Here is a 26,703-nt window from a genome sequence, read left to right on the forward strand (position 1 = left end):
TATTTTACAAAGATTTAAAGCTTATAATTTTATCAGGAGCTGTTACAGCGCCATTATTATTTTGGTCACCTCTTTTAATTTTATCTACAAACTCCATTCCTTCAACAACTTTACCAAAAACAGTATACTGTCTGTCTAAAAAAGGAGCTGGTTGAAAGCAAATAAAAAACTGGCTATTTGCGCTATTTGGATCTTGAGCTCTAGCCATAGATAATGTGCCTCTGTCATGAGGTAAACTATTAAACTCTTGCTCTAAATCAGGCATATCTGATCCACCCATACCTGCTCTTCTTAAGTCAAATTCTTTAGACTCTGAATTTCCAAATTTAACATCACCTGTTTGAGCCATGAAACCATCTATCACTCTATGAAATACAACGTTGTCATATTTTCCACTGTTAGCTAATTCTTTAATTCTTTTGACATGGTTTGGTGCCACGTCCTCAAATAATTCAATTTTTACATCACCATCTTTAAGTTTTAAAATCATTATATTCTCCTCAGCTATTAATTGATTTGCACTAATAAAAAATAAAATAAATATGTACAATAAAATTCTATTCATATTTTTCTTTTAAAGATTTTATTGTGCTTTTGGTAGTAAATTTTTGAATATTTCCATTCAATTTTACAATTTCTTTAACAAATCTAGAAGATATAATTTGATTTTCTACATCTGACATTAAAAAAATTGTTTCAATATTTTGGTTAAGCTTTCTATTCATTCCTGCAAGTTGAAATTCATATTCAAAATCAGATACGGCTCTTAAGCCACGCAATATGATATTTGATTTATATTTTTTGCACAAATCTGTAGTTAGTGAACCAAAGGAAACAACGATAATTTTTTTTTTATTTAATTTTAAATCCTTGAATAAAGCTTTATTTACAATTTCTATTCTTTCTTCAGAAGAGAATAAATAATTTTTATTACTTACATCCGAAACACCAACTACTATTTTATCAAAAAGCTTTAGTGCTTTTTTAATAACATCTATATGACCAAAAGTGATTGGATCAAAAGTTCCTGGATAAATAGCAATTTTACTCATTAAATTAAATTATCATCAATCTTAATTGCAGAAACAACTTTTTCATCACCAGATAATTTTATTATTCTTACACCTTGGGTATTTCTACTAGCAGTTCTTATTTCTTTAACCGCCACTCTAATAACTCTTCCTTTATTTGTAGATATTAGAATTTCATCACCTTCAAATACAGGAAAAGATGATGTTATATTTCCATTTCTTGGTGAATTTATAATTCCAATAATGCCCTTTCCTCCTCTATTAGTAACTCTGTAGTCAATATGAGAAGTCTTTTTACCATAACCGTTTTCACTAATTGCTAAAACAAATTTTTCTTTTGCTTTTAATTCTGATTTTTCATCTTTTGATTTTTTTCCATTTTTACTCAATTTATCATTATAAATTACTGATAATGAAACAATTTGATCTCCAGAAGCAAGTTCAATACCTTTTATTCCTTTAGAAGACCTTCCCTTAAATACTCTTAATTTTCTAGCTTCAAAACGGATACATTTTCCAAATTTAGTACTTAGAATTATGTCTTGATCATCTTTACAAATTTTAACTCCAACAATTTTATCATTGTTGTCAAGTTTCATTGCAATTTTTCCTGAAGCATTAATGGATGAAAAATCCTCTAAACTATTCTTTCTAACTTTACCTTGTGATGTTGCAAAAATAATTTGATAATTTTTTGAGTCTGTATCTTCATCAGGCATTGGCATAATTGAACTAATGGATTGATGACTCTTTAGCGGAAGAATATTAAATAAGGATTTACCTTTTGAAGCCGATGATCCCTCAGGTATTTTCCAAGCTTTAATTTTATAAACAAGCCCCTCTGTTGAAAAAAATAAAACTGATGTATGTGTATTTACCGAAAGAGTTTGTATTACAGAGTCTTGATCTCTGGTAGTAATTCCAGATTTACCTTTTCCACCCCTTTTTTGTTGCTTCACATTATTTAATGATCCTCTTTTAATATACCCTTGTAAAGTTACTGTAATAATTACAGATTGTTTTTGGATTGTTTCTTCGATGTCGTAATTTAATACCGCATCAATAATTTTAGTTCTTCTAGGAAAAGCAAATTTTTCTTTAATATTTTTTAATTCTTCGCTTATTACTCTCAAAAGCTCTTTTTTAGAGGATATAATTTTTTTATATTTTGCAATTAATTCAGCTAATTTTTTAATCTCAACTTCAATTTCGTTTATACCAATAGCTGTTAACTTCTGTAATCTTAATTCTAAGATAGCTAAAACTTGTGGTTCAGATAAAGAATAAATATTTTTACCTTTTTTTCCCTCTACTAAAGAAATTAGCTTTTGTGATTTGTTTATTTTCCATTTAGTTTTAAGAATAGCATTTTTTGCATCCTCAGGTGTTTTGGAAGATCTAATGATTTTTATAATTTTATCTAAGTTTTCTACTGCAACAGATAGACCAATTAAGATATGAGCTCTTTCCTCTGCTTTTTGAAGATCAAATTTTGTTTTTTTGATTACTACATCTTCTCTAAAAGATAAAAAATTAGAAAGAAATTCTTTTAATGTGCATGTTTTTGGTTTCCCTTCTACTATTGCTAAAGTGTTAAAACCAAAAGAGCTCTCTATTTGAGTATTTTTGTAAAGTTGTCTTTTAATTGTTTCTGGCTCAACACCGTTTCTTAAATCAATAGCAACTCTTATACCTTCTCTGTTAGACTCATCTCTTATGTCTTTAATACCTTCAATTTTCTTTTCTCTAACTAATTGTGCAATTCTTTCATTTAGTACAGCTTTATTTACTTGGTATGGAATTGAAGTGATTACTAATCTATCTCTACCATTCTTTAAGCTTTCAACTGATACTTCACCTCTAATTTTAAATGAGCCTCTACCATTGTTGTAACCTTGTTTAATTATATCTTTACCGATTATTACACCTCCAGTAGGAAAATCTGGTCCTGGAATATGTTTCATTAGCTCTTTTATTTTAATATCTTTATTGTCTATTAAAGCTAATGTGCCATCAATTATCTCACCTAGATTATGAGGAGGAATACTAGTTGCCATTCCAACAGCTATACCTCCAGCCCCATTAACTAACAAATTTGGAAATTGCGCCGGTAATACGCTAGGTTCTTTCTCAGTTTCATCATAATTACTTTTAAAACTAATCGTATTTTTTTCGATATCATCAATCAAATATTGTGAAACTTTTGATAATCTTGTTTCGGTATACCTCATAGCAGCAGCTGGATCACCATCTATGGATCCAAAATTACCTTGTCCTTGAACTAAAGGTAAGCTCATTGAAAAATCTTGCACCATCCTAACTAAAGCATCATATACTGATTGATCACCATGAGGATGATATTTACCAATTACATCCCCGACTATTCTTGCTGATTTTCTGAATTGTTTAGACCAATCATAACCACCTTTGTACATTGCATAAAGAATTCTTCTATGAACTGGTTTTAATCCATCTCTTACATCAGGTAATGCACGACTTACAATAACACTCATAGCATAAGACAAATAAGACGAGCTCATCTCGTCATGCATAGAGATTAGATTAATATTCTTATCTTTTGGTTCTTCAGTTTTTTGCATAGAAATTAAAATGGTATTTCGTCATCCATATCGTTTGACACTTGAGAAGAATCCTCAATATTGTTTTGTTGAGTTGTGTCATTCTGAATTCCACCACCTGTATTTCCTCCACCTAACATTGTAAGTGAAGAATTGTAACCTTGTATAACAATTTCTGTTGAATACTTATCCTGGCCAGATTGTTCATCTTTCCATTTACGTGTTGTCAGTTGTCCCTCTACATAAACTTGTGCGCCTTTTTTTAAATATTGTTGAACAACATTTACCAATCCTTCATTGAATACAACTATACGGTGCCATTCAGTTTTTTCTTTTCTTTCACCAGTATTTTTATCTTTCCATGTTTGACTGGTTGCAAGACTTAGTCTAGCTACACTCTTTCCGTTTACCATTTGTTTAATTTCAGGGTCTGCGCCCAAACGACCAATTAATAATACTTTATTTAAACTTCCAGCCATAATATTTTAATATTTGTTAAATTAATTAATAAGATTTATATCACAATTCTTCTGAATATTAATTTTATTGACTCAAAGCAACTAAAAATATGATGAAAAAGATAGTTATTAAGGGCGCTAAAGAACACAATTTGAAGAATGTGACTGTAGAAATTCCAAAAGATAAATTTGTAGTGATAACAGGTTTGTCTGGGTCAGGAAAATCTTCATTAGCTTTTGATACCATCTATGCAGAAGGTCAAAGAAGATATGTCGAGAGCTTATCTGCTTATGCTCGTCAATTTTTAGATAAAATGAAAAAGCCTAATGTTGATTTAATTGAAGGCTTAAGTCCAGCCATAGCAATCGAACAAAAAAACACTTCAAAAAATCCCAGATCAACTGTTGCAACTGTTACAGAAATTTATGATTATATGAGGGTACTTTATGCAAGAGCAGGCATACCCTATTCTCCTTTTACAGGTAAGCCAATAACCTCTCAAACAATTACTCAAATTGTTGATTTAATTAAAAAATTACCAAAAAAATCTACAATTTATATTTATGCTCCAGTAGTTAGGGGTCGTAAGGGTGAATATAAAAAAGATATTTTAAGCTATAAGAGACGTGGATTTAGAAAAATAAAAATTGATAATGTATTATACGATATAGAAAAATCTCCTAACTTAGATAAAAAATTAAAACACGATATTTCAATTCTAGTTGATAGAATTGTACTTAATTCAAAACTTGGAAACAGATTAGCTGAAAGCGTAGAAACAGCTGTAAATTTAGCTAATGGATTAGTTTTTGTTGAATACGAAGATGAAACTCTTCCTCAAAAATTTAGAAAAATTGAAAAATTAATTTACTCCACAAAGTTTGCTTGTCCAGAAAGTGGTTTTACTATCGAAGAAATAGAACCAAGATTGTTTTCATTTAATAGTCCCTATGGTGCTTGTGAAGAATGTGAAGGTATAGGAATGAAATTAAATGTAGACCCAAATTTAGTAGTTCCAGATGATCGTAAAAGTTTAGCGGATGGAGCAATTGAACCATGGGCTAAATCGACAACTTTATATTATGCGCAAACTTTGGCTTCTCTTGCAAAACATTATGAATTTTCTCTTGATGAAAAATGGAAAAAGCTTCCAAAAAAAATAAAAGATATAATTTTATATGGTTCAGATGAGGACGAAATTAAATTTAATTATGATGATGGATATGAAAAATATTCATATAAAAAAACCTTTGAAGGAGTGATTAATAATCTTGAAAGACGTTTCTTGGAATCTGATAGTGAGTGGAAAAGAGAAGCAATAGCCGAATATCAATCTGATACCGCATGTGAAGCTTGTAATGGTGATAGACTTAAAGAAGAAGCATTATGTGTTAAGATTAATGATTTAAATATTAGTGAGGTTACTAAAAAATCAATTCATGATGCCGCTGAATGGTTTAAAAGCTTAGAAAATAATTTAGATAAAAGGCAATTTAAAATTGCAGAACATGTCCTAAAAGAAATAAATGAAAGATTAAATTTCTTACTTAATGTTGGTTTAGATTACTTAACACTTTCAAGAGAGTCTGGAACTTTATCAGGAGGAGAAGCTCAAAGAATTAGATTAGCATCACAAATTGGATCTGGTTTAACAGGAGTATTATATGTTTTAGATGAACCATCAATTGGTTTGCATCAAAAAGATAATGTTAAATTAATAAATGCATTAAAAAGACTAAGAGATCTTGGGAATACAGTAATTGTTGTTGAACATGATACTGAAACTATGGAAAACGCAGATCATATTATTGATCTTGGACCTGAAGCAGGTACGAATGGTGGTCAAATTACAGCTCAAGGAACTTATGAAGAACTTAAAAAAGATAAGAAGAGTATAACGGGACAGTATCTTGCAAATAAACAAAAGATTGAAATTCCTAAAACTAGACGATTAGCCAAAAATGGAAGATTTGTAGAAATAAATGGTGCTAGTGGGAATAATTTAAATAATGTTAATCTTAAAATTCCTACAGGCACATTCACTTGTGTAACAGGTGTTTCAGGTAGTGGTAAATCTACATTAGTATTACAAACATTATTTCATGCATTAAACTTAACACTTAATAATAAAGCTAGAAAAACTCCAAAAGCATTTAAAGGTTATAAGGGTGTCGAATTAATTGATAAGATTATTGATATAGATCAATCCCCTATTGGTAGAACTCCAAGATCTAACCCAGCTACATATACTGGAGCTTTTGGTCCTATAAGAGATTGGTTTACTAGTTTACCCGAGTCTAAAACTAGAGGTTATAAACCAGGAAGATTCTCATTTAATGTTAAAGGCGGTAGATGTGAAGCCTGTGAAGGTGATGGAGTTATTACTTATGAAATGCACTTTTTGCCAGATGTTTATATTCAGTGTGATGAGTGTAAAGGAACGAGATACAACAGAGAAACTTTAGAGATTAAGTTTAAAGGAAAAAGTATAGCCGATGTTTTAGATATGTCTGTTGATGAAGGTTGTGAATATTTTGAAAACATTTCAAATATTAAATCTAAATTATTAACCCTAAAAAAAGTTGGACTTGGTTACATTAAAATTGGACAACAAGCCACTACACTATCAGGTGGTGAAGCACAAAGGATTAAACTAGCTAAAGAATTATCAAAAAGATCTACTGGTAGAACCATGTACATATTAGACGAACCAACAACTGGACTACATCAGCACGATATTAAAAAATTACTAGAGATTCTTCACACCTTCGTGAAATTAGGAAACACCGTAGTTGTAATAGAGCATAACTTAGATGTTATAAAAACAGCTGATCATATAGTTGATATGGGTCCTGAGGGCGGTGTTAAAGGTGGAAAAATTGTTGCAGAAGGTAAACCCGAAGAAGTTTGCAAAGTAAAAGAAAGCTACACAGGTCAGTTTTTAAAACCACTTTTGTACTAAATATAAAAACTTATAAAAAATCTAAATTTAGTGTATATTGATTAAGAATCATGAGTAGTTTATTATCTTCACTATCTAAAACAATTCATGCATCGCTTGCGTTGGCAATCATATTGTTTTTAGGTCTCTCCTATTTAAATGATGGTATTGCATTCGATACTCTTTTCTGGAGCTGGTTATTTAGATACATTCATGTTGTTGTTGCAATAATGTGGATAGGATTATTGTGGTATTTTAATTTTGTTCAAATTCCAAATATGGGAAAAATACCTGATGAACAAAAACCTGCTATTGGAAAAGTAATTGCTCCTGCTGCATTATTTTATTTTAGATGGGCAGCTGCGTTTACTGTTCTTTCAGGATTAATTCTAGCTTTGTTAAATGGATATTTACATGATGCTATGACTTTAAGCATTGGATCGGGTGTTCCAAAACATACTGCAATAGGAATTGGTATGTGGTTGGGAATTGTTATGGCATTCAATGTTTGGTTTGTGATTTGGCCAAACCAAAAAAGAGCTTTAGGAATAGTTGAAGCTGATCCAGAAACAAAAGCTAAGTCAGCTAAAACTGCAATGTTGTTTTCAAGAACAAATACACTTTTATCTCTACCAATGTTACTTTCAATGGTAGCTGCTCAAAACTTATATTAAACTGTTTTATTATCGTCTTCTCTTAAGACTGTTTTTTGTGAAACTCTTAATCTAACTAAAACTGTATTAGCTATATAAATCGAAGAATAGGTTCCAAACACAACACCAAGAATCATTGCTAAAGAAAAACCTTTTAAAATTTCACCACCAAAAAAGAATATTGCTAATAAAGCTAACAATGTTGTAGCTGAGGTTATTATTGTTCTAGATAAAGTCTCATTAATTGAAATGTTTGTTAATTCAAAAATTTTAATGTCTGAATATTTTCTCAAATTTTCTCTAACACGATCAAAAATTACAACAGTGTCATTCATAGAATAACCAACAATAGTTAGAACAGCTGCAATGATTGATAAATTAATCTCAAGACTAAATAATGAAAAAATTCCCAATGTTACTATTACATCATGAAATAGAGCCAAAATAGCACCCAAACTAAATTGCCACTCGAAACGTATCCAAATATAAATAAGCATTACAGCTAGAGATAAAGAAATTGCAATCACGCCAGCTTTAAGCAATTCAGCGCTTACTTTAGGACCTACGTTTTCAACTCTTCTAAAGTCATAGTTATTTCCAAAAGAACTATCTAAATCCTTTTTAATTTCTTCAATAATATTTTTTTTATTATCTTTATTTTCAAATTTAATTAGAAAATCAGTATCATTTCCAAATTTTTTAACAGAAACATCTCCTAAATCCATTTGATTAAATTTATCTCTCAACGAACTTACGCTAATTTTGCTATCTGATGACCTTAGTTCAATCAATGTTCCACCTTTAAAGTCAATACCGTAATTTAAACCTTTAAAAATTAGTAATAAAAGTGATGCTGTAACTAAAAGTATAGATAGTATGTTAAAGTGATTATAGTATTTATTAAAGGCTATCATTAGATTAGCTTTTCCTTATTTTTATTTCTTGTCACATAAAGACTAGTGAACAATCTTGCTATAAAATAAACTGAAAATAAAGTTGTAAATATTCCTACACCTAGAGTAACAGCAAATCCTTTTACTGGACCAGACCCCATAAAAAATAAAATTATAGCTGCTAATAAAGTGGTAATATTTGCATCAATAATTGCCGTTCTTGATTTTGTGTAACCCCCATCAAAAGCTAAAATATTATTACTTTCATCTTTAAGTTCTTCTTTAATTCTCTCAAAGATTAAAACATTTGCATCAACTGCCATTCCAACAGTTAAAATTATACCAGCTATACCAGGAAGAGTTAGTGTTGCTTCAAATAAAGTTAAAATACCAAGTAATAAAAATAAATTTATTATTAATGTTACGTTAGTGATTAATCCAAACACTTTGTATTTCACAAACATAAAAATAATAACTAATAAAAAACCTATGGCTAAAGCGATCATTCCTGCATTAATTGAATCTTGTCCTAGATCAGGGCCTACAGTTCTTTCCTCTATAATCTCTAAAGGAGCTGGTAAAGCTCCAGATCTTAATAATAAAGCTAAATCTGTAGCACTTTGGAAAGTAAATCCCCCACTGATCTGTCCGGATCCACTTGCTATTGTATCTCTAATAACAGGTGCACTAATTATTTTTCCATCTAAAACAATGGCCAATTGTTTTCCAATACCAGTAGATGTTGCTTTACCAAATCTTTTGGCACCTACTCTATCTAATGTAAATGACACAATAGTTTGATTGTTTTGAGTGTCCATTTTTGGTTGTGCATCTAATAGATTTTCACCACTGATGATTATTCTTTTGCTTACTGTTGCTTCTTCTAAGCCATCTTCAAATTTTAACTTCTCAACACCAAATCTGTCACTTTCATCATTGGTTACAAATCTAAATGTAAGATTTGCTGTTTTTCCTAATAGTGATTTAATTCTTTGAGGATCATCTAACCCAGGAAGTTCAACAAGGATTCTATCATTACCTCTTTTTAAAATATTTGGTTCATTAGTACCGACTTCATCTACCCTTCTTCTTACAATTTCTATAGCTTGATCTTGCGATGAAGTTTTAAGATTGATTATACCTTGTCTTGAAAAACTTACTTTTAAATTGATACCATTATCTTCGATATCAAGTTGGTGTGATTTAAATCTTGGGTAATAAGGATTTAGATCACTATTTTCATCTTGAAACACATCTAGTACTGCTTGTTTGTCTAAATCAGCAACATTGAAAAAAATATTTTGATTATCAATTTTAATATTATTAACTTTGATGTTTTTCTCTTTGAAATAATTTCTAATAGTAGTTGTTAAATTTTGTAATTTTTGTTCAATTACAGGCTCATTATCAATTTCAAGTAAAAGATAAGAACCACCTTGTAAATCTAGACCAAGATTTATTTTCTTATTAAAAAAACTATCATCAAACTTAAATAAATTTGATGACGCAATTAAAATAAATAATAAAGAAAATAAAGTTACAAATAAGATTCTTAGTTTAGAAAAATAAAGCACTTATCTTAATTGATTATTTTTTAACTTCTGGAGTATTGTTTAAGAGACTTTGAATACCTGTAGCTTTAACAATTTCTACTTTAACATTTTCAGCTATTTCAACTTCTACTTTGTCGTTATCAATTAATCTTTCTACTCTTCCTGTTATACCACCTGAAGTGACTACTTTATCACCTCTCTTTAAACCTTCGACCATTGCTTTATGCTCTTTAACTTTTTTTTGCTGTGGTCTGATTAAGAAAAAATAAAAAATAACAAAAATTAAAATTAGAGGTATAAATTGACCTATTCCTGAACCTTCCATAAATCTCCTTTAAATTATGGCATTCTTATACCATCTAACTAATTAAAACAACTTTAATTGTTGGAAATCAATTCCATATTGTTCATATAAGGTCTTAGAACTTTAGGAATTATAATAGAACCATCTTTTTGCTGATAGTTTTCCATAATTGCAATCAGAGTTCTTCCAACAGCTAAACCACTTCCATTCAATGTACCCACAAAAACATTTTCCTTATTATTGTTTTTATATCTTGCCTTCATACGCTGTGCTTGAAACGTTGAACAAGATGAACATGATGATATTTCTCTATATTTATTTTCTGATGGCAACCATACCTCAATATCATAGGTCTTCTCTGCGCTAAAACCCATATCACCTGAACATAAAATTACTTTTCGATAAGGTAACTCTAATTTATCTAGTATGTCAGTAGCACAATTTGTCATTCTCTCTAATTCTTCTAAACATTTTTCATTCTCAACAATGCTTACCATTTCAACTTTGTAAAATTGATGTTGCCTAATCATACCCCTTGTATCCTTTCCATAACTTCCAGCTTCTTTTCTAAAACAAGGTGTTGAAGCAACAAATCTCATTGGTAAATTATTAAGATCAATCATTTTATCTTTAACAATATTGGTTAAAATTACCTCTGCTGTTGGTATTAAAAATTTTCTATCTGAACCTTCGTCAAATTTAATTTCAAACTGATCATTTTCAAATTTTGGCAACTGTCCAGTGCCGTACATAGTGCTTTCTGATGCCATTAATGGTGGCGATATCTCCTGATAACCATTTTGATGAATATGTGTATCAAGCATAAAATTTGATATTGCCCTTTCTAAAAGAGCCAATTTATCTTTAACAAATACAAATCTTGAACCAGTAGTTTTTGTAGCTAAATCAAAATCAAGCATATTTAGTTTTTCACCCAATTCATAATGTGTTCTAGGTTTAAATTCTAAATTAGGTATCTCTCCTGATTTAAATATTTCTTTGTTATCATTTTCATCTTTACCATTTGGAACATCTTCATGCGGTATATTAGGTATGCTAGACAATATACTATCTAAATCAAACTTAATTTGTTTTTGATCTTCTACAATTTTGTCGAGTTCCCTGCTAATTTCTTTAGATTTCTTAAACAAGCTCTCATCTTTTGATTTAGAAATATCTTTTTTTTCTTTTTCTAAACTTTCTTTTTTTTGAATTAAATTTCTATTTTGTTCATCCAATTTTTGTATTTTTTCAAAATCTACTTCTAAGTTTCTTTTTTCAAGAGATTTTTGGAATTTAGAAAAATCTTTTCGTATTTCTTTAATGTTATGCATCTTCTTTTTGTAAATTTTTATTTTCTATAAATTTTACTGAAAATATTGATAATTCATACAGAATTAATAAAGGTATTGCTAAACCTATTTGAGTTATTGGATCTGGTGGTGTTAACAATGCAGCTGCTGCAAATATAATAACAACTACATATTTTCTCCTCTCTTTTAAAAATTGACTATCAACTATTCCAATTCTTGCTAATAAACTTAAAACAACTGGTAGCTGAAAACTGATACCAAAAGCAAAAATTAATTTCATAACTAGTGATAAATATTCATTAACTTTAGCCTCTAATTGGATTGGTAAATTTGTAGAAAGACCTGTGCTTTCAAATGAAAGAAAAAATTTAATCGCAAGTGGCATTATCAAATAATAAACCAGCATACCTCCTAAAAAAAATAATATTGGTGTTAATATAAGGTAAGGCAGAATTGCTACCTTTTCATGTTTGTACAAACCAGGTGCAATAAATTTCCAAATTTGCATCAAGATAAAAGGACAAGTTACAAAAAAAGCTGTGAAGAATGATACTTTAAGGTATGTTAAAAAGGTCTCTTGTAAAGCTGTAAATATCAATCTTCTATCAGAGCCATCTTCTTTTACAGCTCTTGCAAATGGATCAACAAGGAAACCATAGATATGTTCTGCAAATAAGTAACAAATCACAAAAAAGATAAATAAAAAGATAAAGCTATTTATCAATCTTTTTCTTAATTCTGTAAGGTGACTTACAAATCCACCTTCCTGATCTTCATTACTCATCTTTTTTAATTTCTTTTTTTATTTCGTTATCAATTTTTTCTTCATTTATCTCTAGATTTGAAACTTCATTTTGAATATTGTTAACGTATCTTTTTGCGGATCCGATCCACGAGCCTGCTTTTTTTAACATTACTGGAAAATCCTTTGGACCAAGAACTATTATAGCAATAGCAACAACAATTAAAATTTCAAACCAACCGATAGTAGGCATTTAAATTAATTTTTGTTATCCGAGTCTTTGTTATCGTCAGATATATTTTTTGGCTCTGTATCGTCAGTTACGTCTGACGCCATTCCTTTTTTGAAACTTTTAATACCTTTAGCTACATCACCCATTAAGCCTGAAATTTTTCCTCTTCCAAACAATAAAACAACCAATATAACTACAATAGCTATTTGCCAAATTCCTATACTCATAAAAAACTTATAACCTTTTTAAGGTTATTTTGAAAGTTACTTTTTTACTATTCTTTCTCTTCAGGATCTAGAGTGCTATTAAGCATTTCATCTATATTAGAATAAATATCTTCTTTTTTCTCTTCTTGCTTTTCTTTGTAAAATTTTCCAGTTCCAAAAATAGCATTATCAACACTTGAACTATCAATTAAACCAGCAGCACCCAATTCATCAATTGTTGGAAGATCAGATAATTTTTGTATGTTAAAATGACTTAAAAAATCATCAGTAGTTATGTATTGAATTGGTCTACCGGGGACATCTTTTCGACCTCCTGGTTTTACCCAATTTAATTCCATTAATATCTCTAAAGTATTAGTACCAAAGGCAACTCCCCTTATTTCCTCTATCTCAGCTCTCGTAACTGGTTGATGATAAACAATTATAGCTAATGTTTCTACTGCAGCTCTAGATAGTTTCTTTTCAACAGTTTTTTCTTGGGACATTAAACTTGATAAATTTGGTGATGTTCTAAAAGACCACTTATCTTTTATACAAATTAAATTAATTCCCCTATTTGAATATTCTTGTTTTAATTTTTCCAAAGACTCTGGAACATTACCTTTTTTAGAAACTTTACTTTCTATTGTATCTACATCTAAAGGCTCAGCTGCAGCAAAAATAATTGCTTCTATTTCTTTATCTAAATCAGATAATTTTAATGGGAATTTTAAAACATTATCTTTTGAAGCTTTTGCTTTTTTAATCATTTATTTCCTTTATATATATTTCATCAAACAATTTATCTTGTTTAATTGATAAATTTCCTTCTTTAACTAATTCTAATGATCCAGCAAAAATTCCAGCCTTACCGGTTTTCTTGTATTTTGAACCACTTTTAAAATTACTTGGAATTAATTCATCAAGTTTTTTCCATTCAAATAGTTTGCCAAAAAATTCTCTAATTGTTTTAATCCCATCTTCTGTTGTGAACACAGGAAGTTTTGGAATATTCATTTTTTGAAAATCTTTAGTCATTATTATTGTTGAGTAAGCTTTCATGAGCTCAAATAAACTTAAGTTATATTCTGTGCTATAAATTGATCTAATATTTCCTTTCATACCTCTTGTTCTTATTTCTCTACCTAGTCTTTTTCTCTTAAGCATTTGTTCGGATAATAATCTAATTAATTCTAATTTTTTTAACTGTAATTTTAACTTTTCTGCAACTTCTTGAACTTTAAATTCCTCTTCAGGAGTACCAGGTAAAAGTAATTTTGATTTTAAATAGGCTAACCATGTAGCCATTAAAAGATATTCAGAAGCAATTTCTAAATTTAAATTTTTTTCATTGGTAATATACTCATGAAATTGATCTGCTAACTTAGTTATAGATATTTCTTCTAGATCAACTTTTTGAGCTTTTGCTAAATCTAAAAGTACATCTAATGGTCCATTATAATTATTTATATCAACATTAAATAATTCAGAATCAGTGACAGACATGAAAAGATATTAGCTTAAAATTTTATAAAATTGAGATGTTTTTTTAACAATAAAACTATTCACTTGAGGTGAATTTTCTGCAACTATCTTCATTTCTTTCATATTTCCATTGCAATGAAGTGCTATATTACAACCTGCACTGAATAAATTAATAGTATTAAGTTTTAAATCATCACTTAAACTCTTCATTGATAAGTCATCTGAAATTAAAATATTCTCAAATCCTATATTTTTTCTAATAATATTAATTATTTTTTTAGAGTGAGTGGCGGTGTTATTTTTATCAATTTTTGAATAAACAACATGACCTGTCATTGCAAATAAACATTTCTTCTTTTTGAATGTCCAAAAATCGTTTTTGAGAAGATATCCATATGTTTTATTAATAATCGGTGTTGAATAATGACTGTCGACTTTTGCTAAACCATGACCAGGTATATGCTTCATTACAGTTCCTATTGAGTTATTTTGAAATAATTCAATACAAATATCACCTAATTTAGAGACAATTTTTTTATTTTTTGAATAAGAACGATCCCCAATTACCTTGCTTGCGCCATTAACTCTAACGTCTAAAACTGGAACAGTATTGATATTCACACCAATTAAATTCAGTAAATAAGAAGTTTTATCTACAAATAACTTATAAACGATTTCAAATTTTTTTTTATCTTTATTAAACAAATCTCCAAAATATTCAGATGTCATATTATCAAAGGAAATTAAATTTCTTAATCTGTTTACTCTTCCTCCTTCCTGATCAATCATAATTGGATATTTCTTATCCTCAAAAATTTTTCTAATGCTAGAGGTTAATTTTTTAACTTGATCAAAAGATTTAATATTTCTAGTAAATAGGATAATTCCCCAGGGTTTATATTTTTTTAGAAATAAAATTTCATTTTTAGATAATTTTGTAGATTTTAAACCAACTATAAAAGATTTTCTTTTACTTATCATTGTCTAATAATTTCCAAAAATTAAATTTTTTCTTTTTCTTTCTGTTTGTTTGCTTAACATACTCAATTACATTTTGAGTATCATTCTCTAAAACTGGTAAATTTTTTGAGTATAATTTTATTTTCTCATCAATATTTTGATGAGATCTATATGATTTTTTTTTGTGTTCATCAGAAAAATAATATTTGCCTGTAAAAAAAATAAATAAAAGTATTACTAAAACAAATATTAAGTACTTTATTTCTTTAAGCATTACATTTGATTGGGTGTATCAACACCAACAATATCCATACCTGTTTTAATAACATTAGAAATAGCTTTCAAAAATATCAATTTATCTGGTGAGACTGTTTTTTGTTCATTAATGAACCTTTTTTCTGGAAATTGTTTTCCTAAATTCCAATACGCGTGAAATTCCGAAGCAAGATCGTATAAGTAAACAGGTATTCTATGTGGTTCTAATTTTGTACTTGCAGAATCTATACATTTTGGCCACTCAGATAATTTTTTTAAAATTTTAATTTCATCATTAGAATATTCAAAATTGAAATCATTTAATTCAATTTTTGAATTTAAGTCTTTATCTATATGTCTAAATACAGATGAAATTCTAGCATAACAATATTGAACATAATATAGTGGATTGTCTTTAGATTTTTCCTTGACTGCATCGAAATCAAAATCTAATTCAACATCACTACTTCTGTTAAGCATAATAAATCTTGTTGCATCTCTTCCAACTTCTTCAATTAAATCATCAACCGTAATATAATCCCCTTTTCTTTTTGACATTTTGAAAGGCTTGTTATCTTTAATTAACTTTACCAACTGACTAATTTTACAAATTAATGTATCTTTTTTTCCTGACAGTGCTTCAACTGAGGAGGTAATCCGTTTTATATAACCTGAATGATCTGCTCCAAGAATATTGATTAAGTAATCAAAATTTCGATCAATTTTATTTTTATGATAAGCAACGTCACTTGCAAAATAAGTCCATGTGCCATCAGATTTTTGAAGTGCACGATCTTTATCGTCACCAAATTCTGTTGATTTAAATAATAATTGCTTCCTTTCAACCCAATCTTTGTTATCTTCACCGGCGGGGGCTTTGATTTTTCCTTTATAAATAAAGTTATTTTTTTCTAAAAAATTTATTACACTTTCAACTTCATTGTTTGATACGATATTTTTTTCACTAACAAAATTATCATGTTTAATACCCAAGCTTTTAAGATTGTTTTTGATAAGCAGAAGTGCCTGCTCTATTGATAAGACTGTTAATTTATCTCTAATTTCATCAAAATTATCAAATTTAAGATCTGAATTATTTGAAATTATATTTTTTGCAAAATCAATTAGATAATCCCCAGGATACAAATCAGGATTATCTTCAGGAAATGTTTCTTTAAAATGAACTTCTCTAATTCTAAAATATACTGATTTAGTAAAATTTATAATTTGGTTACCATAATCATTCACATAATATTCTTTTGTAACTTTGTGTTTATTAAAAATTAAAACATTAGAGATAACATCACCTAGAATAGCACCTCTACAATGTCCTACATGCAAAGGACCTGTCGGGTTTGCTGAAACAAACTCTACTAAATAATTATTTTTTTTCTCTTTCTCATTAATTCCAAAACTATCTGCATTTTCTGTGATATTTTTAATAAAATTTGACCAAAAAGATGGTTTAAATTTAATATTAATAAATCCTGGTTTAGCTACAGATATTGTTTCAATTTCGCTGTCATTATTTTTAATTTCAGGAGCAAGTTTTTCTGCAAGCTGTAATGGTGAGGTTTTATTGATTTTTGATAAAACCATTGAAACATTTGTTGAAATATCACAATCAAATTTTGGTGGAGGTATTTCTGCATTAATACCATTAAAACTCTCTGGAATTTCTAGCTGATTATTTTTATTCAAATCAACAATAACTGATTTAATTTTGTCTAAATATAATTCAAAAATATTCATTTATTATCGTTATAAAGGTTAATAGCATATCTATCAGTCATACCAGATATAAAATCTGAAATAGCTCTATATTTGTCTTTAGTCAATTGATCTTTGGACAAAAATTTTCTTGGATTTGATTTAATTATTTTAAATAATTTCTTAATTATTAATTTACCTTTATGATTTTTTTTCAATACTGATTTATTGTCATACATTTTGTATCTTAAGAAAGATTTAATTTCTTTTTCTGCATTCTTAATTTGGTTAGAAAAGCAAACAATTAACTCATTAGATTTAGCTACATCTCTTGAGGATTTTATCTTAAGCTTTTGAATATTTTTCTGAGTATTGCTCAATAAATCTCTAACCATGAGGTCAATTGAGTCTCTTATAATTTGATAAATTGCAATTTTATAATTTTTATTAGTAATTTTATTTTTATATTTTTTATGAATATTTTTAAAAAAATCTATTTCAACCAATTCCTCCATTTTAAAAAGGTTGGCTTTTATTCCGTCTTGAATATCGTGATTGTTATATGCGATATCATCTGAAATTGCTGAAATTTGAGCTTCAAGAGAAGGAAATGAATTATATTTAATTTTACCTTTAAAAGCTTTTAACCCTATTAACTTATTAACTAAACCAATATCCTGAACAGGTCCGTTATGTTTAAGAAGACCTTCTAACGTTTCTATGGTCAAGTTTAATCCCTTAAACTTAAAATACTTATTTTCTAAAAACATAACTATTCTTAAAGTTTGAAGGTTGTGATCAAAACCACCATAATTCTCCATGCATTCATGTAAGGCATCTTCTCCAGCATGACCGAACGGCGTGTGGCCTAAATCATGAGCTAAACTTAAAGTTTCGGCTAAATCCTCATTTAATTTCAAATATTTAGCTATTGATCTTGCAATCTGAGCAACTTCTATTGAGTGAGTAATCCTTGTTCTAAAATGATCTCCTTCAGTATTAACAAATACTTGGGTTTTATGTTTTAACCTTCTAAATGATGCGCTATGAATAATACGATCTCTATCTCTTTGAAAAGGAGATCGATATTTTGAGTTTGCTTCCTTAATTAGTCTGCCTTTACTTTTGTATACCCCTAACAAAGCGTCTTTTTTCATCCTTTAATTAAAATAATTAAGTATTATATTAGTAATATCAGTGTTGAGACATGATTAAAGAAATTAAATTTACAGATAATGCGTTAAAACAAATAGAAAGTTTGTTGGCAAAAAAAGACAAAGGTTCATTTTTTAGAATCGCTATTAAGGGTGGTGGTTGTTCAGGATTTCAATACGAATTCACTTTTGATAAATCAAAACAAGATGACGATTTAAATTTTCAAAATATTTTAATTGATAAAACTTCTGCAGATTTACTTAAAGGCTCTGAAGTTGATTATGTTTCTGAATTAATAGGTGAACAATTTAAAATATCTAATCCGCAAACAAAATCCTCTTGTGGTTGTGGTGTTTCTTTCTCACTTTAATGCTGATTTCTTCTTGGAATGTAAATTCTGTAAGAGCAAGAATTGAAAATATCAAAAGCTATTTATTAAAATATAAACCAGATATTTTAATGATGCAGGAAATCAAAACCGAGGATATCAATTTTCCTTATGATGACTTTTCTTCAATGGATTATGAAAGCCACGTATTTGGTCAAAAAAGTTATAATGGTGTAGCAATTATTTCTAAAAATAAATTAAAAAATATTAAAACTGATTTAATTAAAGATAAATTAAAACAATCAAGAATAATTTCTGCTGAATTTGAATATAAGAAAAAAACTATTCAATTAATTAATATATACACTCCAAATGGAAATCCTGTTGATACTGAAAAATATGACTATAAAAAAAATTGGCTTGATCAATTAATCAAACAACTAAAAACTTTATCTAGAAAAAATCCAAATTTAATTTTAGCTGGTGATTTTAATATAATTCCATCAGCAGAAGATGTTTATAATGTAAAAAGTTTTGAGGATGATGCTTTATACAGGTTGGAAATCAGAAAAAAATTTAGAGAGATGATAAATCTAGGTTTTAACGATGTTTATAGATATTTTAATGAAGAAAAAGAAGGATATACGTTTTGGGATTACATGAGAGGTGCCTGGCAAAAAAATAATGGCATGAGAATTGATCATTTTTTAGTTTCAAATTCATTGATTGATCAAATTAAGGATATAAACATCAACAAAGATCCTCGTGGGAGAGAAAAACCTTCTGACCACACTCCTATTGAAATTACTTTAGCTTAAAGATTTAATTTTATTAACTAACTCTTCATTTATATTTCTTGGACCAGTGTCCAATCTATTTTTATGACGTCTTTCACCAGGTAATCTTACTTCACCCATTGATTTCATCTTCTTAAAAAATTCTTCTGCCTGTTTCTGCCAATCAGTTCCTGAAGTTTTATCTGGATTTATTGCTAATATAAATTCACCACCGCTTGGAGGTCCACCATCGTTATTATCTTTAGCAGCTGTTTCATAACTAAAATTATCACCAACTAAAGCGCCCGCTAATAATTCAACCATCATTGCAATTGCAGAACCTTTGTAACCACCAAAAGGTAATAATACTCCACCATCAGCAATTTCACCCGGATCAGTTGTTTCTTTTCCATCTTTAGTCAAGCCAGTTCCAAGTGGAACTTTGTGCCCTTCTCTTTTAGCAACCTGAACTTCACCCATTGCCATCGATGCAGTTGCCATATCATAAACAACTGGAGTTTTTCCAGGTCTTGGCCAAGCGAATGAAATTGGGTTCGTTCCAAATAATGGTTTTATTGCTCCTGCAGGTGCAACAGCAGGCTTGTAAGACGTACATGCAAAAGCAACCAAACCATCTTCAGCTAACTTTTCTGTTTCAGGCCACATAGCAGCCATATGATGTGAATTGTTTATTGCTAATACCGCAACACCATTTTCTTTTGCAGCTTTAGCTAATTCTGGCAATCCTTTATTTAATACAACAGGCGCTAAACAACAATTTCCTTCAACTTTAATTACTGATGGAGATATTTTTTTAACCTCAGGTTTACCTTTTCCATTAATTTTTCCGCTTTTAAGACCAGTAACGTATGCTGGCAATCTAAATAAACCATGAGATACTGAGCCATCTCTTTCTGCATTTCTTATTAAATCTGATAAAATTGATGCTGTTTCATCATCGCATCCATTAGCCAAAAGAGTTTTTTTGGCAAGTTCAAATATTTCATCTAAGGTTAAAGATACTGTGCTCATTACTTCGATTTACACTTTTTACATAAACCAAAAAATTCTAAGTTATATTTGTTATATCTCATTCCTGAGTCATCCTCAAAATTTGATAAATATTTTGAAAGTTTTGAATTATTTATCTCTGAAACTTTTTCACAGCTTTCACAAATAGAAAAAGCTGTTGCTTTAGAAATTTGGCAACTAGAATTTTGACATGCAATAAAAGCATTTCTGCTTTCGATCTTATGGATTTTTCCAATTTCAACTAATTTATCTAAAGCTCTATAAACTTGTAATGGTGCTTTAATCCCTTTTTTTTGAACATTAAAAAGAATTGAATAAGCCTTCATAGGTTCAGCAGATTTATCAATGAGATCAAAAATTATTTTTTGGTTTTTAGAAAGATTGTGTTCTTTTTGCATCTATAAATTCTTATCAATTAGTCATTAGTTTTTCAATTGAATGGATTGCTTTATTTTAAACAAAGATAAAATGAATAAAAACAATGAAGCAGCAATAATTGAGGGGCCTGAAGCTGTGTTAAACTCAAGTGAAGAAAACAATCCTAGTATTACAGATAATAAACCACCTATAATTGAGAAAAATATCATTTTCTGAGGGCTGTCTGAGATATTTCTAGCCATAGCAGCTGGAATGATTAGCATTCCAGTTATTAACAACAATCCTACCATTTTTATTGAAATTGCGATGATTGCTGCCATTAAAATTGTGAATACAGCTTTGGCTCGCTCTGGATTTAACCCTTCTGCCTCAGCTAATTCATAATTAACAGTCGATGCAAATAAAGGTTTCCATATCAATTTTAAAATCAGCAATATGATAGCACCACCTATCCAAATTATTAGTATGTCATTTGTAGTTACAGCTAATATGTCACCAAACAACAGACCCATTATATCAAATCTAATGAATGTTAAAAATCCTATCACAACCAAGCCTACTGCTAGAGAAGAATGTGCTAACAAACCTAGCAAAGCATCACCAGGTAGATTAGTTTTTTTTTGAAGTTGAATAAGAATTAAAGCAACTACAGATGAAATTACAAAAACAGATAAGGCTATATTTAACTCTAAAGAATAGGCCATAGTCACTCCTAATAAAGCTGAGTGAGAGAGTGTATCACCAAAATAAGATAATCTTCTCCAAATTACAAAACAACCTAAGGGGCCAGTAACTAAAGCCACACCTATTCCAGCAACTAAAGCTCTAATAAAAAAATCGTCAAACATATTAATTTTTCTTTATTTGTCCTTCCTCTGAATGAACATGGTCATGTTTATGTTCATATACAGAAAGAATTTGAGATGCTTTTTCACCAAATAAAGTTTTATATTCGTTGTTTTTTGCTACATCCATTGGTGTACCAGAGCAACAAACGTGGCCGTTTAAACAAACAACATGATCAGTAGCTGTCATTACAGTATGTAAATCATGTGAAATTAATAAAATTCCACAATTAAGAGTGTCTGAAATTTTTTTAATCAATTCATAAAGAGCAATTTCACCTGTGTAATCTACACCTTGAACAGGTTCATCAAGAACTAATAATTCTGGTTTTTTTGAAATAGCCCTTGCTATCAAAACTCTTTGAAACTCACCCCCAGATAAATTTCCTAAATTTTTATTTTTTAAGTGAACGACACCAGTTAAATTTAAAGCTTCATCTATCGCTTCCTCATCAATATTTTCTGTTAACAGCATAAAATCATAAACACGAAGAGGTAATGTCCAATCTATAGATATTTTTTGAGGAACATATCCAATCTTGTTAGTATATTTCTCAACATTCCCTTCTATATTTTTATAAATTCCTAAAGCAATTTTTGCAGTTGTGCTTTTTCCTGACCCGTTAGGACCAATTAAAGTTACAATTTTTCCTTTTTCAACTTTTAACGAAACGCCTTCTACCAACCACTTCTCATTTTGACGAAAGCCTACATTGTTAAGTTGAACTAAAGTTTTATTATCAGAGCTCATTTAATCCTTGACTTGTAAATGTTATATTATTACATAATGTTATAATATAACAATAAATAATTACTTATGATAAATCTTAAAAAAATACCAATAATCTTTTCATTAATATCCTTTTTAACTATATTTTCATCAGCAAATGCTGAAATTAAGGTAGTTGCTTCTATTAAACCAATACATTCATTAGCAAGTTATTTAATGGATGGTGTGGGCAAACCAGATCTAATAGTGGATGGTTATGCCTCCCCTCATGGATTTGCAATGAAGCCTTCTCATGCAAAAATGCTTCAAAATGCTGATCTTGTGTTTTGGATAGGAGAAGATTTAGAAAATTTTTTAGAAAAACCGTTGAGTTCTATTGCAAAAAAAGCTGAAAAAATTGAACTAATTGAAATCAAAGGAATACAAGTATTAAAATTTAGAGAGAGAAATATTTTTGACGAACATGATCATGATCATGGGCATGACGATCATAATAAAAAAGAAGATGATCATGATGATCACGGGCACGACGATCATAGTAAAAAAGAAGATGATCATGACGACCATGGACATAATGATCATGAAGGACATGCACATGGTGAATTTGATCCACACATTTGGTTGGACCCAATTAACGCAAAAGCTATGTTAAATGAAATGGCAGAACATTTAATTGAAAATGATCAAAAAAATGAAGCTAACTATAAAAGTAATTTAGCTAAAGCTTTACAAGAAATCGATAAACTTACAATTGACGTAATGACAGACTTAAGTAACAGTGTTTCTTCAATTGTATTTCATGATGCTTATCAATATTTTGAGGAAAGATTTAACGTTAAAGTATTAGGTGCATTTACTGTTAATACAGATGTAATGCCTGGAGCAGAACAATTAGCTGAAATTAGAGAAATTATCGAGCATGATAAAGTAGCTTGTGTGTTCTCAGAACCTCAGTTTAATCCTGATATTATCAATGCTGTTGCAAAAGATATGAAGATTAAAACTGGTGTTTTAGATCCTCTTGGTGCAACATTAGATCTAGGTAAAGATCTATATTTCAATTTAATAAGAAATATGTCTGCATCTTTCAAAGGTTGTTAATTAAAAATTAGGTTTAATCCGGGAATTTTATTAAATTCTCGGATTAACATATAATATTCACTGATATTTTTATAACACAATAAGCATTGTAATTTTTTCTAAGAAGATTTATTTTCTTCATAACTCAATTTTATGAATGATTTAAATTTATTTAAAAAAAATGGCTATCTTGTTAAAGAAAATTTAATTTCTCAAACAAAGATAAACAAAATAAATAAAATTGTTAATGAAGTAATTTCAAAAGAGAAAAAGAAAAAAAATGGCAATGGTGCAAATGGAACTCAATCCTATAATAATTACCATTTTGTTTACAATTCAGACTCTTCAAAAAATAAAGAAATATTGAGACTAAATAACCCTCAGAACAGGCATAAAATCTTCTATGAATTATCTAGAGATAAAAAGATTATATCCATAGCTAAGAAATTGTTAGGTGGAACAGTTAGATTTCATCTTGGTAAATTAAATTTTAAGCTTCCAAATAAGAAAAAAGGAAGTGAAATTGGATGGCACCAAGATTGGGCTTTTTACCCTCATACTAACGATGATTTAATCACAGTTGGTATATATTTAGATGATTGCTATGAAAAAAATGGGCCTCTTAAAATAATAAAAAATTCACACAAAAAGAAATTATACAGCCATCACAGCAAAGAAAATTATTTTGTTGGAAAAATAGATACTAAAAAAAATAAAATAGGAACTAAAGATAGTGTTTCTATAACTGGAACCGCTGGAACAGTTGTTTTTTTTCATTGTAGATTAGTCCATGGGTCTGGACACAACCTTATGAATAGCTCAAGGCCCTTAATTTTATTTGGTTATAGAGCATGTGATGCTTGGCCATTAATCAATGATGGAAACCCTCATCCTGAAGTTAATTTAGAAAATTATGACAAAAATATTATTGTAGGAAATAAATCAATAAAACCAAGATTGACTAAAGTTCCAACCATAATCCCACTCCCTAAGAAGAAACATTATGTTTCTATTTACGAACTTCAAAAAAATTAAATTACATTAAAGTTCTTTGTAATAAATTTTTAACATAACATTCATATAAATTTTGAATGTTATTTATAAAAAAATATCTTAAATGGATCAGCACATTTTTGGTGTTAACTGGTATTTTGCTTACAAATCTTAATATTTATCCACTTAATATATATTTTCATGGACTGGGTGTTGTTGGATGGACAATTTCAGGTTTCTTGTTAAAGGATAAGACTATTTTAACTAATTTTGGATTACAAATTCCACTATTTGTAATCGGTATTTACAAAATTATTTTTTAATGAAAAATGTTTTATTTGTATGCACTGGTAATTCTGCAAGAAGTATTATAGCTGAAAGCATTATAAATAATGAATACTCAGATAAATTTAAAGCTTTTAGCGCTGGAAGTAATCCATCTGGAAAAATCAATGAAGATGTTAAAAGTTTTTTAGAGAAAAACAAAAATTATAATTTAAGCAACTATAGTTCTAAAAACTTTGAAGAATTTATAAATAATGAAATAAAAATGGATCATGTATTTACCGTATGCAATAACGCAAATAATGAGGTGTGCCCTATATGGCCTCAAAAGGAACAAATAATACATTGGGATATTGAAGATCCTGTATCCAAACTTCAAAGTGCAAATAATGAAGAAAAGCAAATAATCATTAGAAAAACATTCAATATTATAAGTAGTAAAATTAAAGATTGGGTAAATGAAAAATAAAAGTAGATATTTTCTTTCAGAATTTATTGGAAGTTGCTTTCTAGTAATGATCATAGTTGGATCAGGCTTAATGGCTGAAAATCTGACCAACGATATAGCTTTAATGCTAATTGCCAATACTATAGCAACAGGCGCTGGTTTATTTGTGTTAATTACAGTATTTGCTGATGTATCCGGTGCTCATTTTAATCCATTTGTTAGTATTGCAATGACAATTACAGGAAAATTAAAAAAAAGATTACTTCCCTTTTATATTTCTGCTCAAATCCTAGGGTGTTTGTTGGGTGTTGCCTTAGCTAACTTCTTTTTTGAACATCAAATATTTGAGCTATCAACAAAATCAAGAGATGGCATTTATATATTTGTATCAGAAATAGTAGCTACATTAGGTCTTATAATGATAATTTTTGGTTCAATGAAATCAGGTAAAATTACTGTAGCTGCTTCTGTTGGTTTATATATTACAGCTGGTTACTGGTTTACTTCATCAACATCCTTTGCAAATCCTGCAGTTGCTATAGCTAGAACTTTTACAGAGTCTTTTACTGGTATAAATTATTTGAATACACCGTTTTATATATTGGCTGAATTAATTGGAATGATAATAGCTGTTTATCTAGTAAAAAAAGTTTTTTTAAATAAGTGAATAACCAGAAGATCTTACAGTTCTAATTAATTCCTTTTTATTTTTTAAATTTACAGATTGTCTTAATCTTCTGATATGGACATCAATAGTTCTGCTTTCAACATTAACATTATTTGGCCAAACATTTTCTAAAATTTGATCTCTTGAATAAACTCTCTTAGGATTAGTTAAAAAAAATTCCAACAATCTAAATTCTGTTGGTCCAAGCTTAATTTCTTGTTTATCTCTAAATACTCTTTTTTCAATTCTATCTAAGCTTAGGTCTTCATACTCTAAACTGTCAGATACTATATTTGGATTAGATCTTCTTAAGACAGCTTTAATTCTTGCCATCAATTCATTAAAGCTAAACGGTTTAGTTAAATAGTCATCTACACCACTATCTAAACCTTTTATTTTATCTTCCTCTTCCCCTTTAGCGGTTAGCATAATCACAGGTAAACTTTTAAAACTATTGTCTTTTCTTATACTTTTACAAATTTCTATCCCTGAAAGATCAGGTAACATCCAATCTAATAATAGTAGATCAGGTTGAAATTTTTTTAATTCTTTTAAACCATCATTACCATTTAATGAGGATGATACTATAAAACCGTTTTTTTCTAGATTATGTTGAACTAATTGAATTATTGAAGGTTCGTCTTCAATAATAAATATCCTACCATTCATT

The 26,703-nt window shown here is 28.9% G+C and carries 31 protein-coding genes; 9 read left to right on the forward strand and 22 right to left on the reverse strand.

The window, feature by feature from the left end:
- Positions 1–4 precede the first annotated feature (4 nt).
- From ACTTBI_RS02675 to ssb, 4 genes are read right to left on the reverse strand one after another with little or no spacing between them, the layout of a single operon-like run.
- Positions 5–565, reverse strand: coding sequence for a peptidylprolyl isomerase (locus tag ACTTBI_RS02675; protein ID WP_440652441.1), 561 nt, complete (start codon positions 563–565; stop codon positions 5–7).
- Positions 558–1,052 carry a pantetheine-phosphate adenylyltransferase gene (gene coaD, locus ACTTBI_RS02680; RefSeq protein ID WP_440652442.1) on the reverse strand — a complete coding sequence of 165 codons (495 nt, stop codon included), beginning with the start codon at positions 1,050–1,052 and terminating at the stop codon, positions 558–560. Before coaD ends, ACTTBI_RS02675 begins: the two co-directional genes overlap by 8 nt.
- Positions 1,052–3,631: a DNA gyrase subunit A gene (gene gyrA, locus ACTTBI_RS02685; protein ID WP_440652443.1), complete on the reverse strand. Its 2,580-nt coding sequence runs from the start codon at positions 3,629–3,631 to the stop codon at positions 1,052–1,054. The genes coaD and gyrA overlap by 1 nt, the downstream gene beginning before the upstream one ends.
- A gap of 5 nt (positions 3,632–3,636) precedes the next feature.
- The gene (ssb, locus tag ACTTBI_RS02690) at positions 3,637–4,089 is read right to left on the reverse strand and encodes a single-stranded DNA-binding protein (RefSeq protein WP_262589214.1); all 453 of its coding nucleotides are present in this window, start codon (positions 4,087–4,089) and stop codon (positions 3,637–3,639) included.
- Between the two features lie 89 nt (positions 4,090–4,178).
- Between ssb and uvrA the strand changes: the two genes are divergently transcribed.
- Both uvrA and ACTTBI_RS02700 read left to right on the forward strand, forming a co-directional pair.
- Positions 4,179–7,031 (forward strand): excinuclease ABC subunit UvrA, encoded by a 2,853-nt coding sequence (uvrA, locus tag ACTTBI_RS02695; RefSeq protein ID WP_262589215.1) that lies wholly within the window; start codon positions 4,179–4,181, stop codon positions 7,029–7,031.
- 50 nt (positions 7,032–7,081) lie between these two features.
- Positions 7,082–7,684 (forward strand): urate hydroxylase PuuD, encoded by a 603-nt coding sequence (locus tag ACTTBI_RS02700; protein ID WP_440652444.1) that lies wholly within the window; start codon positions 7,082–7,084, stop codon positions 7,682–7,684.
- On the opposite strand, the gene secF is transcribed toward ACTTBI_RS02700, so the two are convergent.
- The 13 genes from secF to ACTTBI_RS02765 are packed head-to-tail and all read right to left on the reverse strand — an operon-like array spanning position 7,681 to position 18,473.
- On the reverse strand, positions 7,681–8,577 hold the full coding sequence (gene secF, locus ACTTBI_RS02705) for a protein translocase subunit SecF (RefSeq protein ID WP_440652445.1): 897 nt from the start codon (positions 8,575–8,577) through the stop codon (positions 7,681–7,683). The genes ACTTBI_RS02700 and secF overlap by 4 nt on opposite strands.
- Positions 8,577–10,130, reverse strand: coding sequence for a protein translocase subunit SecD (secD, locus tag ACTTBI_RS02710; protein ID WP_440652446.1), 1,554 nt, complete (start codon positions 10,128–10,130; stop codon positions 8,577–8,579). The genes secF and secD overlap by 1 nt, the downstream gene beginning before the upstream one ends.
- A gap of 13 nt (positions 10,131–10,143) precedes the next feature.
- Positions 10,144–10,434 (reverse strand): preprotein translocase subunit YajC, encoded by a 291-nt coding sequence (yajC, locus tag ACTTBI_RS02715; RefSeq protein ID WP_262589219.1) that lies wholly within the window; start codon positions 10,432–10,434, stop codon positions 10,144–10,146.
- 53 nt (positions 10,435–10,487) lie between these two features.
- On the reverse strand, positions 10,488–11,747 hold the full coding sequence (gene serS, locus ACTTBI_RS02720) for a serine--tRNA ligase (protein ID WP_440652447.1): 1,260 nt from the start codon (positions 11,745–11,747) through the stop codon (positions 10,488–10,490).
- On the reverse strand, positions 11,740–12,510 hold the full coding sequence (gene tatC, locus ACTTBI_RS02725; RefSeq protein WP_262589221.1) for a twin-arginine translocase subunit TatC: 771 nt from the start codon (positions 12,508–12,510) through the stop codon (positions 11,740–11,742). Before tatC ends, serS begins: the two co-directional genes overlap by 8 nt.
- Positions 12,503–12,721 carry a Sec-independent protein translocase protein TatB gene (gene tatB / locus ACTTBI_RS02730; protein ID WP_440652448.1) on the reverse strand — a complete coding sequence of 73 codons (219 nt, stop codon included), beginning with the start codon at positions 12,719–12,721 and terminating at the stop codon, positions 12,503–12,505. The genes tatC and tatB overlap by 8 nt, the downstream gene beginning before the upstream one ends.
- Positions 12,722–12,726: 5 nt before the next feature.
- Positions 12,727–12,927: a twin-arginine translocase TatA/TatE family subunit gene (gene tatA / locus ACTTBI_RS02735; protein WP_440652449.1), complete on the reverse strand. Its 201-nt coding sequence runs from the start codon at positions 12,925–12,927 to the stop codon at positions 12,727–12,729.
- Positions 12,928–12,974: 47 nt separating this feature from the next.
- Entirely contained in the window at positions 12,975–13,676 is a 702-nt protein-coding gene (gene scpB / locus ACTTBI_RS02740; RefSeq protein ID WP_440652450.1) for an SMC-Scp complex subunit ScpB, read from the reverse strand.
- Positions 13,669–14,412 carry a segregation and condensation protein A gene (locus tag ACTTBI_RS02745; RefSeq protein WP_440652451.1) on the reverse strand — a complete coding sequence of 248 codons (744 nt, stop codon included), beginning with the start codon at positions 14,410–14,412 and terminating at the stop codon, positions 13,669–13,671. The genes scpB and ACTTBI_RS02745 overlap by 8 nt, the downstream gene beginning before the upstream one ends.
- 9 nt (positions 14,413–14,421) lie before the next feature.
- On the reverse strand, positions 14,422–15,372 hold the full coding sequence (locus tag ACTTBI_RS02750) for a glycoside hydrolase family 3 N-terminal domain-containing protein (RefSeq protein ID WP_440652452.1): 951 nt from the start codon (positions 15,370–15,372) through the stop codon (positions 14,422–14,424).
- Entirely contained in the window at positions 15,362–15,625 is a 264-nt protein-coding gene (locus ACTTBI_RS02755) for a hypothetical protein (protein WP_440652453.1), read from the reverse strand. The genes ACTTBI_RS02750 and ACTTBI_RS02755 overlap by 11 nt, the downstream gene beginning before the upstream one ends.
- Positions 15,625–17,358: an arginine--tRNA ligase gene (gene argS, locus ACTTBI_RS02760; protein WP_440652454.1), complete on the reverse strand. Its 1,734-nt coding sequence runs from the start codon at positions 17,356–17,358 to the stop codon at positions 15,625–15,627. Before argS ends, ACTTBI_RS02755 begins: the two co-directional genes overlap by 1 nt.
- The gene (locus ACTTBI_RS02765) at positions 17,355–18,473 is read right to left on the reverse strand and encodes a deoxyguanosinetriphosphate triphosphohydrolase (RefSeq protein ID WP_440652455.1); all 1,119 of its coding nucleotides are present in this window, start codon (positions 18,471–18,473) and stop codon (positions 17,355–17,357) included. The genes argS and ACTTBI_RS02765 overlap by 4 nt, the downstream gene beginning before the upstream one ends.
- Positions 18,474–18,523: 50 nt before the next feature.
- On the opposite strand from ACTTBI_RS02765, the gene ACTTBI_RS02770 reads away from it, so the two are divergent.
- Positions 18,524–18,841 (forward strand): HesB/IscA family protein, encoded by a 318-nt coding sequence (locus ACTTBI_RS02770; RefSeq protein WP_440634131.1) that lies wholly within the window; start codon positions 18,524–18,526, stop codon positions 18,839–18,841.
- Complete coding sequence (gene xth, locus ACTTBI_RS02775; protein ID WP_440652456.1) at positions 18,841–19,617, forward strand: exodeoxyribonuclease III; 777 nt, start codon at positions 18,841–18,843, stop codon at positions 19,615–19,617. The genes ACTTBI_RS02770 and xth overlap by 1 nt, the downstream gene beginning before the upstream one ends.
- Here the strand turns inward: xth and ACTTBI_RS02780 are convergent.
- Genes ACTTBI_RS02780 through ACTTBI_RS02795 form a run of 4 tightly spaced genes read right to left on the reverse strand, consistent with a single transcriptional unit; the run spans position 19,609 to position 22,581 of the window.
- On the reverse strand, positions 19,609–20,607 hold the full coding sequence (locus tag ACTTBI_RS02780; RefSeq protein ID WP_440652457.1) for an Ldh family oxidoreductase: 999 nt from the start codon (positions 20,605–20,607) through the stop codon (positions 19,609–19,611). The two genes, xth and ACTTBI_RS02780, sit on opposite strands and share 9 nt — an antisense overlap.
- On the reverse strand, positions 20,607–21,005 hold the full coding sequence (locus ACTTBI_RS02785) for a Fur family transcriptional regulator (protein ID WP_440652458.1): 399 nt from the start codon (positions 21,003–21,005) through the stop codon (positions 20,607–20,609). Before ACTTBI_RS02785 ends, ACTTBI_RS02780 begins: the two co-directional genes overlap by 1 nt.
- 24 nt (positions 21,006–21,029) lie before the next feature.
- Complete coding sequence (locus ACTTBI_RS02790; protein ID WP_440634127.1) at positions 21,030–21,833, reverse strand: metal ABC transporter permease; 804 nt, start codon at positions 21,831–21,833, stop codon at positions 21,030–21,032.
- Position 21,834: 1 nt separating this feature from the next.
- Positions 21,835–22,581, reverse strand: coding sequence for an ATP-binding cassette domain-containing protein (locus tag ACTTBI_RS02795; protein ID WP_440652459.1), 747 nt, complete (start codon positions 22,579–22,581; stop codon positions 21,835–21,837).
- A 66-nt stretch (positions 22,582–22,647) separates the two neighbouring features.
- On the opposite strand from ACTTBI_RS02795, the gene znuA reads away from it, so the two are divergent.
- The 5 genes from znuA to ACTTBI_RS02820 all read left to right on the forward strand — a co-directional run bounded on the left by znuA (position 22,648) and on the right by ACTTBI_RS02820 (position 26,033).
- Positions 22,648–23,661, forward strand: coding sequence for a zinc ABC transporter substrate-binding protein ZnuA (gene znuA / locus ACTTBI_RS02800; protein WP_440652460.1), 1,014 nt, complete (start codon positions 22,648–22,650; stop codon positions 23,659–23,661).
- A 132-nt stretch (positions 23,662–23,793) separates the two neighbouring features.
- Positions 23,794–24,675 carry a phytanoyl-CoA dioxygenase family protein gene (locus tag ACTTBI_RS02805; protein WP_440652461.1) on the forward strand — a complete coding sequence of 294 codons (882 nt, stop codon included), beginning with the start codon at positions 23,794–23,796 and terminating at the stop codon, positions 24,673–24,675.
- A gap of 56 nt (positions 24,676–24,731) precedes the next feature.
- Positions 24,732–24,956 (forward strand): DUF6552 family protein, encoded by a 225-nt coding sequence (locus tag ACTTBI_RS02810; protein ID WP_440652462.1) that lies wholly within the window; start codon positions 24,732–24,734, stop codon positions 24,954–24,956.
- Entirely contained in the window at positions 24,956–25,387 is a 432-nt protein-coding gene (locus tag ACTTBI_RS02815; protein ID WP_440652463.1) for an arsenate reductase ArsC, read from the forward strand. The genes ACTTBI_RS02810 and ACTTBI_RS02815 overlap by 1 nt, the downstream gene beginning before the upstream one ends.
- Entirely contained in the window at positions 25,377–26,033 is a 657-nt protein-coding gene (locus ACTTBI_RS02820; protein WP_440652464.1) for an MIP/aquaporin family protein, read from the forward strand. The genes ACTTBI_RS02815 and ACTTBI_RS02820 overlap by 11 nt, the downstream gene beginning before the upstream one ends.
- Here the strand turns inward: ACTTBI_RS02820 and phoB are convergent.
- Positions 26,022–26,702, reverse strand: coding sequence for a phosphate regulon transcriptional regulator PhoB (phoB, locus tag ACTTBI_RS02825; RefSeq protein ID WP_440652465.1), 681 nt, complete (start codon positions 26,700–26,702; stop codon positions 26,022–26,024). The two genes, ACTTBI_RS02820 and phoB, sit on opposite strands and share 12 nt — an antisense overlap.
- Position 26,703 lies beyond the last annotated feature (1 nt).

It is taken from the genome of Candidatus Pelagibacter sp. HIMB1542 (assembly GCF_052047835.1).
Lineage (GTDB): Bacteria > Pseudomonadota > Alphaproteobacteria > Pelagibacterales > Pelagibacteraceae > Pelagibacter.

What these genes read in the sequence shown, in the direction of transcription:
- ACTTBI_RS02675 (WP_440652441.1), bottom strand. Translation starts at nt 565, where the DNA reads ATGAATAGAATTTTATTGTACATATTTATTTTATTTTTTATTAGTGCA.
- coaD (WP_440652442.1), bottom strand. Translation starts at nt 1,052, where the DNA reads ATGAGTAAAATTGCTATTTATCCAGGAACTTTTGATCCAATCACTTTT.
- gyrA (WP_440652443.1), bottom strand. Translation starts at nt 3,631, where the DNA reads ATGCAAAAAACTGAAGAACCAAAAGATAAGAATATTAATCTAATCTCT.
- ssb (WP_262589214.1), bottom strand. Translation starts at nt 4,089, where the DNA reads ATGGCTGGAAGTTTAAATAAAGTATTATTAATTGGTCGTTTGGGCGCA.
- uvrA (WP_262589215.1), top strand. Translation starts at nt 4,179, where the DNA reads ATGATGAAAAAGATAGTTATTAAGGGCGCTAAAGAACACAATTTGAAG.
- ACTTBI_RS02700 (WP_440652444.1), top strand. Translation starts at nt 7,082, where the DNA reads ATGAGTAGTTTATTATCTTCACTATCTAAAACAATTCATGCATCGCTT.
- secF (WP_440652445.1), bottom strand. Translation starts at nt 8,577, where the DNA reads ATGATAGCCTTTAATAAATACTATAATCACTTTAACATACTATCTATA.
- yajC (WP_262589219.1), bottom strand. Translation starts at nt 10,434, where the DNA reads ATGGAAGGTTCAGGAATAGGTCAATTTATACCTCTAATTTTAATTTTT.
- serS (WP_440652447.1), bottom strand. Translation starts at nt 11,747, where the DNA reads ATGCATAACATTAAAGAAATACGAAAAGATTTTTCTAAATTCCAAAAA.
- tatC (WP_262589221.1), bottom strand. Translation starts at nt 12,510, where the DNA reads ATGAGTAATGAAGATCAGGAAGGTGGATTTGTAAGTCACCTTACAGAA.
- tatB (WP_440652448.1), bottom strand. Translation starts at nt 12,721, where the DNA reads ATGCCTACTATCGGTTGGTTTGAAATTTTAATTGTTGTTGCTATTGCT.
- tatA (WP_440652449.1), bottom strand. Translation starts at nt 12,927, where the DNA reads ATGAGTATAGGAATTTGGCAAATAGCTATTGTAGTTATATTGGTTGTT.
- scpB (WP_440652450.1), bottom strand. Translation starts at nt 13,676, where the DNA reads ATGATTAAAAAAGCAAAAGCTTCAAAAGATAATGTTTTAAAATTCCCA.
- ACTTBI_RS02745 (WP_440652451.1), bottom strand. Translation starts at nt 14,412, where the DNA reads ATGTCTGTCACTGATTCTGAATTATTTAATGTTGATATAAATAATTAT.
- ACTTBI_RS02750 (WP_440652452.1), bottom strand. Translation starts at nt 15,372, where the DNA reads ATGATAAGTAAAAGAAAATCTTTTATAGTTGGTTTAAAATCTACAAAA.
- ACTTBI_RS02755 (WP_440652453.1), bottom strand. Translation starts at nt 15,625, where the DNA reads ATGCTTAAAGAAATAAAGTACTTAATATTTGTTTTAGTAATACTTTTA.
- argS (WP_440652454.1), bottom strand. Translation starts at nt 17,358, where the DNA reads ATGAATATTTTTGAATTATATTTAGACAAAATTAAATCAGTTATTGTT.
- ACTTBI_RS02765 (WP_440652455.1), bottom strand. Translation starts at nt 18,473, where the DNA reads ATGAAAAAAGACGCTTTGTTAGGGGTATACAAAAGTAAAGGCAGACTA.
- ACTTBI_RS02770 (WP_440634131.1), top strand. Translation starts at nt 18,524, where the DNA reads ATGATTAAAGAAATTAAATTTACAGATAATGCGTTAAAACAAATAGAA.
- xth (WP_440652456.1), top strand. Translation starts at nt 18,841, where the DNA reads ATGCTGATTTCTTCTTGGAATGTAAATTCTGTAAGAGCAAGAATTGAA.
- ACTTBI_RS02780 (WP_440652457.1), bottom strand. Translation starts at nt 20,607, where the DNA reads ATGAGCACAGTATCTTTAACCTTAGATGAAATATTTGAACTTGCCAAA.
- ACTTBI_RS02785 (WP_440652458.1), bottom strand. Translation starts at nt 21,005, where the DNA reads ATGCAAAAAGAACACAATCTTTCTAAAAACCAAAAAATAATTTTTGAT.
- ACTTBI_RS02790 (WP_440634127.1), bottom strand. Translation starts at nt 21,833, where the DNA reads ATGTTTGACGATTTTTTTATTAGAGCTTTAGTTGCTGGAATAGGTGTG.
- ACTTBI_RS02795 (WP_440652459.1), bottom strand. Translation starts at nt 22,581, where the DNA reads ATGAGCTCTGATAATAAAACTTTAGTTCAACTTAACAATGTAGGCTTT.
- znuA (WP_440652460.1), top strand. Translation starts at nt 22,648, where the DNA reads ATGATAAATCTTAAAAAAATACCAATAATCTTTTCATTAATATCCTTT.
- ACTTBI_RS02805 (WP_440652461.1), top strand. Translation starts at nt 23,794, where the DNA reads ATGAATGATTTAAATTTATTTAAAAAAAATGGCTATCTTGTTAAAGAA.
- ACTTBI_RS02810 (WP_440652462.1), top strand. Translation starts at nt 24,732, where the DNA reads ATGTTATTTATAAAAAAATATCTTAAATGGATCAGCACATTTTTGGTG.
- ACTTBI_RS02815 (WP_440652463.1), top strand. Translation starts at nt 24,956, where the DNA reads ATGAAAAATGTTTTATTTGTATGCACTGGTAATTCTGCAAGAAGTATT.
- ACTTBI_RS02820 (WP_440652464.1), top strand. Translation starts at nt 25,377, where the DNA reads ATGAAAAATAAAAGTAGATATTTTCTTTCAGAATTTATTGGAAGTTGC.
- phoB (WP_440652465.1), bottom strand. Translation starts at nt 26,702, where the DNA reads ATGAATGGTAGGATATTTATTATTGAAGACGAACCTTCAATAATTCAA.